Origin of the sequence: Allocatenococcus thiocycli (assembly GCF_921292965.1) — a bacterium.
In the GTDB taxonomy this organism is placed as follows: domain Bacteria; phylum Pseudomonadota; class Gammaproteobacteria; order Enterobacterales; family Vibrionaceae; genus Vibrio; species Vibrio natriegens.
Window position 1 is genome coordinate 128653 of record NZ_CAKLCK010000008.1, and the last position, 13366, is coordinate 142018.

The 13366-nt window shown below is 41.7% G+C and carries 10 protein-coding genes and 2 pseudogenes; 4 read left to right on the top strand and 8 right to left on the bottom strand.

Features of this window, described 5'->3' with window-relative positions; translation table 11 throughout:
• Positions 1-154: 154 nt before the first annotated feature.
• The gene (locus tag L9Q40_RS04530; RefSeq protein ID WP_498792287.1) at positions 155-2248 is read left to right on the top strand and encodes a TonB-dependent hemoglobin/transferrin/lactoferrin family receptor; all 2094 of its coding nucleotides are present in this window, start codon (positions 155-157) and stop codon (positions 2246-2248) included.
• A 723-nt stretch (positions 2249-2971) separates the two neighbouring features.
• Positions 2972-3226: pseudogene (locus L9Q40_RS04535) on the top strand (IMP dehydrogenase); the annotation flags it as partial.
• Between the two features lie 372 nt (positions 3227-3598).
• Here L9Q40_RS04535 and istB read toward each other — a convergent pair.
• The 6 genes from istB to L9Q40_RS04565 form a co-directional block, all read right to left on the bottom strand.
• Entirely contained in the window at positions 3599-4393 is a 795-nt protein-coding gene (gene istB / locus L9Q40_RS04540; RefSeq protein WP_050935648.1) for an IS21-like element helper ATPase IstB, read from the bottom strand.
• Positions 4390-5409: an IS21 family transposase gene (istA, locus tag L9Q40_RS04545; protein WP_050935650.1), complete on the bottom strand. Its 1020-nt coding sequence runs from the start codon at positions 5407-5409 to the stop codon at positions 4390-4392. Before istA ends, istB begins: the two co-directional genes overlap by 4 nt.
• A gap of 66 nt (positions 5410-5475) precedes the next feature.
• Positions 5476-5787: a hypothetical protein gene (locus L9Q40_RS04550; RefSeq protein WP_498792289.1), complete on the bottom strand. Its 312-nt coding sequence runs from the start codon at positions 5785-5787 to the stop codon at positions 5476-5478.
• An 11-nt stretch (positions 5788-5798) separates the two neighbouring features.
• On the bottom strand, positions 5799-6713 hold the full coding sequence (locus tag L9Q40_RS04555) for an ATP-dependent nuclease (protein ID WP_498792290.1): 915 nt from the start codon (positions 6711-6713) through the stop codon (positions 5799-5801).
• Between the two features lie 12 nt (positions 6714-6725).
• Positions 6726-7163 carry a hypothetical protein gene (locus L9Q40_RS04560; RefSeq protein WP_498792291.1) on the bottom strand — a complete coding sequence of 146 codons (438 nt, stop codon included), beginning with the start codon at positions 7161-7163 and terminating at the stop codon, positions 6726-6728.
• Between the two features lie 19 nt (positions 7164-7182).
• Positions 7183-8802, bottom strand: a complete 1620-nt coding sequence (locus tag L9Q40_RS04565) for an SNIPE associated domain-containing protein (protein WP_498792293.1) — start codon at positions 8800-8802, stop codon at positions 7183-7185.
• A gap of 658 nt (positions 8803-9460) precedes the next feature.
• On the opposite strand from L9Q40_RS04565, the gene L9Q40_RS04570 reads away from it, so the two are divergent.
• Complete coding sequence (locus L9Q40_RS04570; protein ID WP_498792295.1) at positions 9461-10435, top strand: amidoligase family protein; 975 nt, start codon at positions 9461-9463, stop codon at positions 10433-10435.
• Complete coding sequence (locus tag L9Q40_RS04575) at positions 10408-11073, top strand: gamma-glutamyl-gamma-aminobutyrate hydrolase family protein (protein ID WP_498792297.1); 666 nt, start codon at positions 10408-10410, stop codon at positions 11071-11073. The genes L9Q40_RS04570 and L9Q40_RS04575 overlap by 28 nt, the downstream gene beginning before the upstream one ends.
• A 37-nt stretch (positions 11074-11110) precedes the next feature.
• Here the strand turns inward: L9Q40_RS04575 and L9Q40_RS04580 are convergent.
• Positions 11111-11988 (bottom strand): annotated as a pseudogene (locus tag L9Q40_RS04580) (helix-turn-helix transcriptional regulator).
• A gap of 514 nt (positions 11989-12502) precedes the next feature.
• On the bottom strand, positions 12503-13366 hold an 864-nt coding region (locus L9Q40_RS04585; protein WP_498792299.1), incomplete at its 5' end, for a DMT family transporter.

Genomic DNA, 13366 nt, shown 5'->3' on the forward strand with positions numbered 1-13366 from the left:
AAAGTAAAGCAACCAAAACCAGCTCAACTGATAACAATATATCCATAAGTTTGATGCTTTCAAAGCGGCTCGCATGCGAATGCCGCTTAGATTCTTGCGCTTCAAATTCGGGAAAACCATTGAGCATACTTAACATTTAGATACGGACAAATTAATGATTAAGCCAACTCCTCTTGCCATCGTCATTGGCACCTTACTATCTGCATCAGCCGTCGCTGAAGAGACTAGCTACTCACTTGATGAAGTGGTTGTGTCAGCAACACGCCTCAATACCCAGACGATAGATACTGCTGCATCGGTGACGGTTATTGATGAGGAAGAAATCGAAGAAAACATGGTCAAGGACATTGATGACCTGTTCAAATATACCCCAGGTGTGAATGTACAAAGCAATTCTCGTCAAGGTGTACAAAGCATCAATATTCGCGGAATCGAAGGAAACCGCATTAAAGTGATAGTGGATGGGGTTGCTCAAGCGAATCAATTTGACTCTGGTGCGGAGTTTGTTAACTCATCACGTGTTGATGTGGATACCGATATGATCAAAGCGGTCGAAATCGTCAAAGGTGCAGCTTCCTCACTACAAGGCTCTGACGCTATCGGAGGTATTGTGGCGTTTGAAACCAAAGACCCGGCAGATATCCTAAAAGGTCGTGATTTTGGTGGTTATGCCAAGCTTAACTATTCATCCTCGGACAAAACCTTCAGTGAATCTGTTGCGATAGCAAATAAAGTGGGTGATCTAGAATCTCTGGTTGCTTATACGCGTCGCGATGGTGAAGAGTTGGACAACTTCGGTCAACCGGATGAGCAAGACAGCAGTGCAAACAATCTATTGGTGAAACTACAATATCAACTCAACGCTGCTCACCGCATAGAATTCTCTGGTAACTATATTCGCAATAAAAATAACCTTTCACTCGACTATCTCACTAGCATGGTTCCGTATGAAAATGCATCTGGTAGTGATGAAACCGAACAATATCAACTAGGTATCAAGCATATCTGGGGTGCGGAAACGTCATTCGCTGATCGAATTACTTGGCAACTAGATTGGATGAGTAAAGAAGAAACCGGTGTAACGGATCGAACAAGAGTCTCAAATGGCAACGTTCAGAAGAAAGATTACCTGTATTCTGACGAAGGGATTCAATTTGACGCTCAGTTCGATAAGTATTTTGTTACGGGCGGCGCAGAGCATAACTTAATTTATGGCGCTTCTTTCTCAGACAAAGACATTGCCAACACCAACAAAGAATTTAACTCAGTTGGTAGTGACCAAGTTATTTTCTACATTCCTGATGCGCAAGAAACGCGTTATGGCTTATTTGCTCAAGATGAAATCACGTTTGGCAACTGGATTGTCACGCCAGGGGTTCGCTTTGATTCATTTGACACCAATCCAGGTGATACCAGCGCCAACCCAAGCTTGAATGCGGCAAGTGAATACAAAGACTACTCTGATTCTGCTGTAACTGGACGATTAGGTACCGTTTATAAGCTCAACGAGGAGAACCGCTTATTTGTTCAAATAAGCCAAGGCTTCCGAGCACCAGATTTCCTAGAGCTCTATTACTCTTACGGTAACCCGATGTACGGTTATGTGAACAAACCAAATCCAGATCTAGAAGCGGAAGAAAGTATTTCTTATGAAGGTGGCTGGCGTTACAACACAGACTTAGTCAGCAATGAAATCTCACTCTTCTACAGTGACTACGATAACTTTATTGATAACCAGTTGGTTTCTGGTAGCTTCATGACTGGTGATGCGGTTTATCAGTCGATCAACATTAACAAAGCCACTATCAAAGGTGTTGAGCTTGCAAACCAACTATCTTGGGATGAGTTCATGCCTGTGGAAGGCTTTAGCTCACGCATCTCAGCAGCGTACACAGAAGGCGAAGATGGCGACGGTAACCCTCTCAACAGCGTAAGCCCTTGGAATACAGTTGTTGGATTAAGCTATGATTCTGTCAACCAGTGGGGTACGACGGTTAACCTAAGCTACACTGCGAAAAAATCAGAGAGTGATATCGACGGTGATTACCAACCAATTGATGCTGCAACCGTGGTTGATATTACCGCTTACTACAAGCCAATTAAGGACCTGACTCTACGTGCGGGTGTCTTCAACGTGACCGATGAAGAATACTACAACTGGAACGATGTTCGCGGTTTGTCTGCGGAAGATAAAGATCGAACTGAAGCGAAGCGTAACTTCTCTCTAACCGCCAAGTATGAGTTCTAATGTCTGCTGACGTTAGCTTTATTCTCTAACTTTCAAGATAAGAATCCCCGAGTTTATTCGGGGATTCTTTTATTAAGGTCAGGTGTTACATAAGGCTTTTTGTAATGCCTCATGATTTATATTGCCTCGTGGTAATGGAAGTTCTGGAGTACTAGCGAGCTAAGAACTGCTTTCCATACTTTCTATAGTTCCAAAGCCTCACTTTCTGCAGATATATAGTTCTCTCCGATGGAACGAAGTCAAAATCATATCTTCAGCCGACCCTTTATAAGGAGTCTTGTGTAGAGAAAGTGGTAAGCGAAATAGTAATTTATTATATGTAATTACACGAAAAAAAGGTCTGTGATTGCGAAGTTTGGTTTTAGATCAAGACCTAACTTAACTAACCGCTACACTGATTTGAAAACGTAGGTCAATTCATTGAGTCAAAGTGATTGTCCAAAAGAACCTAGAAATCTTTAGGACAGCTTTGATTTAGAAATGGAAGCTTAGCGATGAGATCCCTGTGGTTGTAGTATGCTACATTACTTGGTTTGAGACTCAGTTACTCCCTCACATCAATATTTAACAAAGCAAACTTCATTCAAATAAAATGGCGGCATTTGTGGCGGCACTTGTCATTTTAGGTCGGTTTTAGTCGGTTATTTCGATAGATATATACTGTTTATATAAACAGTTTTGGTGAGTTAATGTATTGATTTTAAAGTGTTTGATATATTTTGTATGAAATTATACGGCATGTCTTCTCAGTCGGCTATGGAAAAGCACTCAGGTGGTGTGGCTAAGTACCGTGCAGCTGAAGGTAAAACCGTACTATTGCCATACCGTGGCAGCGTTCACGGCACTATCCAAGACATCCTTGGTGGCGTGCGTTCAACCTGTACATACGTAGGTGCCGCAAAGCTTAAAGAGCTAACGAAGCGCACGACGTTCATCCGCGTACAAGAACAAGAGAACAACGTATTCGGTAAAGAGTAAATCGACTGAATATCGGAAAAATCGAATAATTAAGAGCCGCATTTAGCGGCTCTTTTTTTGCTTGTTAGCCGAAACTCCGTTTGGCTAAATAAGCCTATGTTTAGGGGCTATTTTAATGTAAGAAGGCGTTACTTGTTGCTATCAATTACATGAGCCCAAATTCGTTCACACAATTCAGTTAACTCCGGAGTTAATTTCCAGTCTGTATCTTTAGAATTCATAATCTCGATGGCTGTATGACAGAATTTAACTTTATCTTTAATCGTTCCTGAATCGTCGGAATAGAAGTTGCGCTTAACTTTGTCAACGCCAGTTTAAAATTGACCCACTTATCGACGTTATCGCCGAAGTAAAATTGACCCACCCATACAATTAACTTTTGCCTTCAGATAGACTTTCTAGAACCGCTGGTATGGTTCCAGCCGCTTTCTTTCCTCTTAATCGATAGCTTTCACCGCTGATTTGTACAATGTGCGAGTGATGAAGAAGTCTATCGAGTAATGCCGCCGTCAACGTTGTATCATCGGCGAACGCATTTGACCATTGAGAGAACGGCAAATTACTGGTCACGATAATGCTGCCTTGCTCATAACGTTTGGCGATGACGTTAAAGAACAAGTTGGCCTCTTCTCTGCCGAACGGTAAGTAGCCGATTTCATCGACGATAAGTAGCTTAGGTGCGAGTACACTTCGTCTCAAGTAGCTTTCAAGCTTACCCTGAGCTTTTGCTGTAGATAGCTGAAGCATCAAGTCTGCTGCGGTGATGAACCGTGTCTTTAGGCCCTTTTGAACCGCTATTTGGCCAAGGCTCACTGCAAGGTGGCTCTTACCAACGCCACTTGGGCCGAGTAATACCACGTTTTCCTTTCGCTCAATGAAGGCTAACCCTGTTAACTCCTTGAGCTGTTTTCTTGGGGCACCCGTTGCGAACTTGAAGTCATAGTCATCGAACGTTTTTTCCATTGGGAAGCTGGCGAACTTAGTCAGTGTGGCTCTTGTGCGTTCTGCTCGCGCTTCCAGTTCAGCGTTCAGAAGTGACTCTAAGTAATCGGCTAGACTCAGTTCACGACTGTTGGCTGCTTCTGCCAGTCTCGGCCACTCCTGACCGATAGCTTGTAACTTCAGCGTTGCACAGGCAGCCTCGATACGACTCATTTGAAGGTTCATGGTCGTACCTCCAACAACGCATCATACGTCGAGAGTGGGTGCTGGAAGCTCTCAAGTGGCATCACACTATCGCTTATTGTTAGTGGTGTGACTGGGCGTGTCGGCGATGGTAGCGACTGAAGTGTAAAGCGCTCTTCATCTAAGAGAACCTGAGGCTTTGCACCTGTCGTACCATGAGTTCGTTGGTGAGCGACGGTTTCTAGCCATGCGCCGATATGTCCATTAAGAACATCGACGGTGATTTTAAGTCCGTGTTGCTTGAGTGTCGCCGCAAGAGGAGTGACGAAACTATTCTTCAAGTAGGAGTTAAATCGCTCCACTTTTCCTTTGGTCTTTGCGCGATATGGACGACAGGCTCTCGGTTTAAAATTGTACTTCTTGGCTGCGGTGAGCAGTGCAGGGTTCCAGCGGTGCTCACCTTCACCGTATGCATCACGCTCTATCATGATGGCTTTCGCATTATCGAACAGAACTTCTTTGGGGACGCCACCGAAGTATTCAAACGCTTCTTCAAGACCTTCTATCCAGTCTTCTTGGCGCTCTCGTTCACTAAAGCGAACGAACGTCGCTCTGCTATAACCAAGCGTTGCCACGAAGGCTTTAACACGGACTCCGTAATGGGTGATGGTCGTAAAGTCCACTTGCATCTGCTCACCTGGCAATGTCTCGAACCGAACGACAGGGTCGACAGGCGTACTTGGTTTGTACTGTTTGATGTACTCCTTAAGCATCGTTATACCGCCTTCATAACCAAGTGATTTTAACTCACGTAGTAAGACGGTTGCGGGTATCCAATAAGGCTTTGCGGCTTCAATCCGCGTACACAAGTAGTCATGGTAGGGCTGAAGTTTAGTTGGTCGGGATTGACGCTCGGGGTACACGGGTGCTTTGCTTCTATCTCGCAGATAAGTACGAACGGTATTCCTTGAGATCCCCAGCTCCTTTGCGATACGGCGGATGCTGCACCCTTGCTGATGTAAAACGTGTATTTCCACTAGTTGCTCCTGATTGATCATAATCCGCCGCTTTGTCCATGTTACGAACGGATAGTTTGACTCAGGTGGGTCAATTTTAAATCGGCGTTAGTGGGTCATTTTTACATCGGCGCTGACAACTTCATTTGGCTTTTTCACATAACGTTCTAAAGTTCTACTTATACCTTCATCTTTCTTTTCAAATAATCCTACCCGAGTAATGTTAGAAGAGTTGAATTGACACTCTTTATTTCCATTAAAAGCGTTCCAACGAGCTTCGGCAGTTTTGACTATTATTTCTTGAGGTAAATAGTTTTCGATTTCTTTCCAATCTAAAAGAATAAATGAGTTACCAAGATCCTGTTTTAATTTCTCTACACGGTCACCTTTACTATCTATGTCAGCATCGGCGATTAGCAATATATTATTGTTCAGTTTTTTGCAGGTGTTGCGCTGGTTTTATCGTTGGAACTTGAGTCACCAAAATACCAGTGTGTAATATTACTGCCCTGATACTCTGTAAATACAAAATGCAAATTCTCGTGATAGCTAGAAAGTTGATTTGCTTTCGAGGCGTGACCTTTCTCCCGAAGTTCTTCTATATACTTGTTGAGGCAGGTACGGACGTATAACTTGTCGGTAATTCCTTCTACCCAAATAGAGCAGTTTGCTAGGAGAACAGATGATGCGCGAACACCTAGCTCAGTAAGGAGTTCTTCAAACTCTGCTGCGGGAATGACTTCCGTTCTACCTTCTTCATTCTGGCGAACTTGTTGAATTGAAACATCATCTCGTTCTTGTGCGATATCTAAAAAGTGATTGGAGTGTGTGGTAATGTAGAACATATGCTCAGAATGTTTAACATTTGCATAAGTTTCTACAAGAGTTCTTTGTAAACCAGCATGTAAGTAAAGCTCTGGCTCTTCGATAAAAAACATTGTAGGTTTGGTGGCCATAAAAACAGGATAAGTCAGCATTATTATTGACTGAATACCATCGCCTAAGTCATATATAGGACGCTCTTCTTTTTCTCCCTCTTTGAAGTAGAGAACATCAGTATCGATTCTTGGTACTAGTGATATATCTTGACCAAAAAAGAAATTTTCGGAGAGGTATAGTTCGTAGTTACGGATTTGTTGTCTTTGAGCGAAAGTACCTAAAAGGTGAGATTTAACGTCTTTATACAATGTGTGCCCTGTGAAAATTTGCGCACCTAAGTTTACCTTTGGAAAATAATCAGATGATGTTCTTTTATGAAATAAATCTTCATTATCTATATGCCTTAGGCTTCTTAGGGTAGGAATATATATCGAGTCCCAAGGTGCGAGTTCAGATATTTCCTTCAATACTTTTTCTTTCTATTGGTTGGGTTTCAGTACAGGGTCAATTAAATATTGCTTAGTTAGAGCATCATAATTTCGAACAGATAATTTCATCATTGTAAGAATAGTATCAGTTAACTGGCATACTCCCACTGCTTTATCATCTTTTACTATTTTTTCAATATTCGAAATAAAATCACTAACCCTAAATCTAAAATGTCGTTGAAAAGATAGTTGCTTTTCTGCGTCAAATGTTTTTGCATACGCTAGAAACTCTTTTACAGGTATTAAGTTTGTATCGAATATCAGCTCTTTCTTACCTTTTATATAAATCTCTCTTAATAGTCGGCTTTTACCTGAATTATTGGGGCCAATAAAAAAATTTATTTGCTTTACAGAGGTAAGATCCCATGTGGCTGAGTACTGGTTTCCATCACTAAATGCAATTTTATTAATATGATTTGTTAATTTCATAATGATATACGCTACTTTACTACGCTACAGCTGCTGCTTGTTGTTCTTTAGCGATAGCAAGACTTTCTCGGTACTCAGCTGCCTCTGCTTTAAGAGTCCAATGAACATCCGTAACCCCATGGTGTTCAACAGCTTGTTTAATTTCCGCTACTGAAGTTCTAAAGAACTCTTTGCGTGGGTTAACTTTGTTAACTGAATCCAAATCAAATCTTCTGTGAAGTTCTTTTTCTAGGGCTGGGGCGTCTTCACTGTAAATCATCGCATGAACATCAAATGAGAACGGAACGGAAGCGTCTCCTAACTCTTTGACTCGATCCAATGGCTCTAATCTGCGGGTCATGCCAATCTTAAAGACCTCCTCGCCAAAGCTGCCGATGTTACTAATAACGTAAACGTGACCTCTGCGAGTTTGTTGAGCCATAGAAAGGGCGCGTTGCCCCTTTTCTTCTGCTTCTTGAAGTTTAACTTCGAGCTCCGCAAGCTGTGCTTCATATTGAGCTCTTTGCTCGTCATTAGCAGCAGCAAGTTCAGAGCGAGCTTTTTCGAGAGCTTTTTGAAGCATACGTTCTTCTTTCTCTGCTTCTTTACGAGCTTTTTCCATCTCTCTAATTGCTCGTTCCTCTTCTCGTATTTGTGCTTTGATTTCTGCTTGCTCTTCTCTTTCAATTTTCTTGAGCTCAAAAGTGGCTACTGCCCATTTTAGCTCAGTGAGTCTCGCATCCAGGTATTCTTGGTTTATGCGTGCATTTCTGAAAGGGGCACCGTTATGGTTAACAAGTGCAAAGGCATCAATGATCTCTTGCTTAATTTTACCGTAATTATCGTGCTTAACTTTTGACAGTGCGCTATCGACCTTGCCGTTAAAGGCATCGACAGCAAAGTGAATGGCATAGGTTCTGCGATGGATTTCTGCATAATCACATGCGCCAGCATAACCATCCTTGATAATATGTCGAACTCGCTTCCTAGCTGCTTTGAGTTCTTCACCTGCTTCTTTATGGCCAAACTCATCAGCTAAGTCGTCTAACACAGAGTGATTCGGGATAATATAATCATCCTTGTAGCCTTCAATGGTGTTTCGCATTGCTCGAATAGCTTTGTCATACGAGTCAGCTCTTGCTTTTGCTTGGTATGCATCGCCTGCTATTTCCTTAGCTTGGGCTTCCGCAAAGCTGATAACTTTTTCAGCCTCTTCTCGAGCTTCATTTTTAATTGCTTCGGCTTTATCTTTTGAATCTCTCACTCGCTGAATAGCTTCTGATCTGAGAGTTTTCACTTCTTGGCCAATTACATAAGCGTCAGACTTAGCCTCAGCTAGCAACTTTGCAGATTGAGCGCTTTTAGATGCAGCGTATTGGTCTGCTTCATCACGTCTAGATTTAGCGTCTTTCACTGCTTCATCTAGCAATTTCACGGCATGTTCTTCTATATCTAAAATAGGGCCATACTTTGTTCTCAAGTCTCTTCGCTCTTTTTCAAGGCGGGCAACTTTTCCATGTACATACTCGAGTTGTTGATTAAAATCTGCGAGTTTGTCTTCGTAAGCTTTTTTGTTCTTTTTACCTCGTATGATGCTAAGGATGATTATAAATATAGGTAAGAAGATAACAATGAGGTTTAATGCAGCATCTTTATCCATAAGTTTTTCTCCTAGACAACCAATTAATAATTATTTTTCTTAATGTCAGCGCTATGCGGCCAATCACTGCATCGTTCTGTTTTTATTTACAATAAAACGGCCCTCATTCGGTTCGAGCTCAATGGTGTTGCTGGCTTCTAAACCCCATGAGTTGAACATGCGTTGTGCATATGGAATTTCTCCAGTTGGCACAGTCTGTCCGTTTGTGAGACAGAAGCTCTTAATCGCAACTCAAAGAAAGAGTAAGCCGAATAAAATAGACATTAATTAAGAGTATCACCATGTTAATGGACAATATACTTCCACTCGGTTCATATGTGACTTACGAAGAATACTCCTGAATTATTGGCTTGCCGATTGGCACCATCAATCAGTTTGGGATGCTGGCCTCACATATCAGACAAAGACATAAAAATGTTAAATGATATGCACAGGATCCAAGAGTAGGGTAATGTCAGCGCTGTCACTGTCTAGCAGAAAAATAACTTAATTTCAGTTGGTTAAACGAAGGAGTAGAAAGGTAAGAAGCCTTGCCATTCTGTTTGATTGTTCTAGGTGAAAAAAGATCTAAGGTTTTTTGCAGTGGCATTTTATGTTACGAATAGTAGTGTTAAATAAACGATTTTCGAATCTGTAATCATCATAAGTGGAGACAATTATGGCATTTAAAACTCCGCCTTTAACGACGACAGAAGCAAAAGAAGTTCGCCGTGTTGGGTTTGAGATCGAATTTACTGGTTTAACCATAGGGGACGCCACCCAAATACTGCAAAAGGTTTTTGGTGGTGAGCTAGAGCAAAAGTCCGCGGTAGAATACGTTTTACATACGCCTGAATACGGTAAGTTTAAAGTTGAATTAGACTGGGAGTTTCTTAAAAACACGGCGCTGGAGGCGAAAGTCAAAGATGATGGACACGAGTGGGTGGATTTTTTACATCAACTGGCGTTATCCGTGGTTCCATTGGAAATCGTATCTCCTCCATTCCCACTTGATGAGCTGGAAAAATTGGATGCGCTTATTCCAGCATTGCGTGATGCTGGTGCTAAAGGAACCGATGATTCAGTTGTTGCGGCTTTTGGCGTCCATATTAACCCAGAACTACCATCGCTAGATGTTCAGACGGTCCACTCCTATTTGCAAGCATTTGGGTTACTTCAATGGTGGCTAAATGAAGCGCACGACGTTAATTTAGCTCGAAAAATCAGCCCTTACATCCAGCTATATTCTGAAGATTATGTTGAACTGCTTCTCGACAAGACCTATACGGATATGGATGCGTTGATCGATGATTATCTTCTTCATAATCCGAGCCGAAACCGTGCATTAGATATGCTTCCGCTATTTGCCTATATTGATGAAGAAAAAGTCAATAATGCCGTGAAGGATAGCAAAGTAAATCAAAGGCCTACGTTTCATTACCGCTTACCCGATTGTTTGATTGAAAATACAAATTGGAGCTTCGCGACGTCCTGGAATATATGGTATCTGGTCGAGGCTTTAGCTGCTGATACGAAGGCACTGGACTTTTTATCTCGTCGTTTTAAAGAAATGTCTCTGCCGCTTATCGGTGTAAAACGTAGTGATTGGGTTAAGGAAGTCAGTCAGTGGATAAAAAGCCGAGAATTGGGGTAACAGGTAACCATCGTAGTTGGTCTCCATCGTGGTGGTGTACAAAACTCGCGCTCATACTAGCAGGCGCAAAACCTGAGAGAATCAGCGTTAAGCACCAGAGGTCAGGAAAACCACTCGATGGTCTGATCATTGGCGGCGGTGATGACATTGACCCTGAACACTATGGTGGCGAAGCCAGTGAGCGGGATGAATTTGATCCTGAGCGCGATAAGCTAGAGATAGAGTGGATAAAATGGGCGCTAGAAAATCAGGTTCCCATTTTGGGGATATGTCGCGGCGCACAACTGGTGAATGCTGTACATGGTGGCAACCTGTATGCGGATATCTCGACGCTACGTAAGCGGACCTATAATCGTCCGGGTTTGCTACCTACTAAGCAAGTGTTCGTCGATAGAGAGTCAGATCTGTTTTCTTTGTGCGGCAAGCCTAAGTTGAGGGTAAATAGCCTGCACCACCAAGCTGTAAAAGATGTTGGGGATGGCTTACGTGTTGCGGGGCGAGATCTGGATGGTTTTATTCAAGCGATCGAAAGCACGCATTCCCAGCCTATCCGAGGTGTGCAATGGCATCCCGAGTATATGTTTTACCTACCTAGTCAGTTTAAGTTGTTTCGCTGGTTAGTCAGGTTAAGCCGCTAATTATAACCACAAAAGCTATAAATAATGTCTTTAAATATTATTTACTGGATTTTTGATAGTGTTTCATAGCTAATCGATATTCTTTTGGCGTAACGTTTTTATAGTTTTTAAACTGACGATTGAAGTTCGCTTGATTGATGTATCCTACTTTTTCTAATATTACTCGGATTGGATAGTCGGTGTAAGCGAGCATATCACAAGCTATATTTAAGCGAATTTTTTTTAATCTTTGGCTAAAGCTTTCATTAAAGTGTTGTGCAAACAGTCTTCGCACACTGCTTTCGCTTAAAAATAAATGGTTGGTCAGATCTTGAAGTGAAATATTCTCGTTAAAATGAGTTAATAAGTAAGCTTCTGCTCTTCCAATCTTATCATCGACTCGTTTTTCTCATCGTTTGTTGCATTGATGATAGGGTTTATTAATCGCACGGCATTATTATCCGCGATTAATAGGCAAAAAATTTCAATTAAAATTGCAAGTCGGTTTGGGGGAGGAAGTTCGAGTACATTCGAAAGCAATTTGACAACTTTGTCTCCAGTTTGCGCGGAAAACTGTAAACCTTGGTCAGCTTTTTCCAGAATCTCTTTTAGTGGGGTTAACTCTTGGCAATGGTGAATCAGTTGTTCTATCCAGGATTTTTGAAACCAAATAACATGAGTTTCACACTGACCATCGTTAATCACTGAGTCTGAATAGATGGCGTGAGGTAACCCAGGGCCGATAAGAATCGTGTGGTTATTCTGTATTGCACTATTATAATTTCCTACAAAACAACTACCTAAAAAATTGCGGTGAATCGCAATTTCATATTCCTCATGGCAATGCCAGTCGTAACTCTTTTGAGGTTCGACAATTTTTAAGTAGCGCCAAGAAGCACCTATTCGCTGTGGAACACGCTCTAATTTACGTTTCATAATATATTCAAAAAATATTTATTAATCACTTACTTCAAGAACAATAACAAAATCTAAGCGGAAAGTACTTATAGTTGAACGAATCGCACTCCTACTAAAAATCTCTGACTACTAAAATGTCGTTATCCAATCAACGTAAGGGTACTTCATTATGGTAATTTCAAACAAAATTAAAAAAATGATTGCGGCCAACCGCAAATTATGGATAAAAGAAATGGTATACGGATATCGTATTCCTCGAGATTTTCTCTGGAGGCATTATGGTTATCAATCACAATGGGAACTGGAAAAGGATTTGATGTACTCTTTCCAAAACCTATCTGAATATCAAAACTAAGCTTGATAATCGGAGTGACTAAAATCCTCAACAACATATGCAGATTAAAGGGTATTTTACATAGTTATTTTTAGAGCTTATTTAGGCCATATGGAATACCCTTTCTCTTAACATCCACTTAATTTTAAATGATGGCTTCCAAACATTCGTCACTTTAGTTGATACGAACCCTGTGACCTAATGCTCCGAGCCTAGTTTACTCAGCGAAGCGCTCAGTACCGTAATAAGGAGGATCGCTGCGCCTAACCATTGAACGCTGGTTAACACTTCATTCAGCCATAGTAGGGAGAAAACAGCGCCAAACAGAGGCTCACTTCCCATAAGCAGTGACGCTTTGGTCGGAGATATTTTCCGTACCGCATAATTTTGTGCATAGAAGGCAAACAATGTACAAAACAGAACCAGAAAAGAAGTCGTAAGCCAAAATTCCGGAGCCTGTGGGAGGAGGGTTTGAGTGGTGGGCTCATGAGACACAATACTGATTAAGCAGGCATTAAATGCCACAATGAATGACTGAATACACGTTAGAGTGGTATTGGTTATCTGTTTTCCATGAGTCAGTTTCTTTGTCATGATGACCATAACTGCCCTCAATGCCGCCGCACACAGAATATAGATATCCCCTTGATTGAATGTAATTTTGAAACCGTGGTTATTGGTTAACATGAGTACACCTACTGTACTGAATAAGCACAGCCACATCAGTGTTCGATTTGGTTTTCTTCTTCCTATTAAGGTTTCTAGAAGCAGGGTAAATATGACATTCAGGCTGATAAGAAATGCTGCGTTAGAAGCGGTTGTCTGACTAACTCCATAAACTTCAAAGAAGAAGATCGCCGCAAGGATGGCACCAGTCGGTAGGGCGACTGGCCAATCTCTGTTTTTGCCATGAATAAAGTCCCTGACCATCATTGGGAGTAGCAGTAAAAACGTCCACCCAAAGCGAATCGCAATAAAAATGGACACCGTTGTATAGGTAATGGCACTTTTTGTTAAGCCATAACTTGTCCCCCAAACAATGGCGACTAACAGGAGCAGTAG

Excerpts from the sequence above, each read along its gene's own strand:
- L9Q40_RS04570 (WP_498792295.1), top strand. The coding sequence starts at position 9,461 with ATGGCATTTAAAACTCCGCCTTTAACGACGACAGAAGCAAAAGAAGTT.
- L9Q40_RS04560 (WP_498792291.1), bottom strand. The coding sequence starts at position 7,163 with ATGAAATTAACAAATCATATTAATAAAATTGCATTTAGTGATGGAAAC.
- istB (WP_050935648.1), bottom strand. The coding sequence starts at position 4,393 with ATGAACCTTCAAATGAGTCGTATCGAGGCTGCCTGTGCAACGCTGAAG.
- istA (WP_050935650.1), bottom strand. The coding sequence starts at position 5,409 with ATGATCAATCAGGAGCAACTAGTGGAAATACACGTTTTACATCAGCAA.
- L9Q40_RS04565 (WP_498792293.1), bottom strand. The coding sequence starts at position 8,802 with ATGGATAAAGATGCTGCATTAAACCTCATTGTTATCTTCTTACCTATA.
- L9Q40_RS04530 (WP_498792287.1), top strand. The coding sequence starts at position 155 with ATGATTAAGCCAACTCCTCTTGCCATCGTCATTGGCACCTTACTATCT.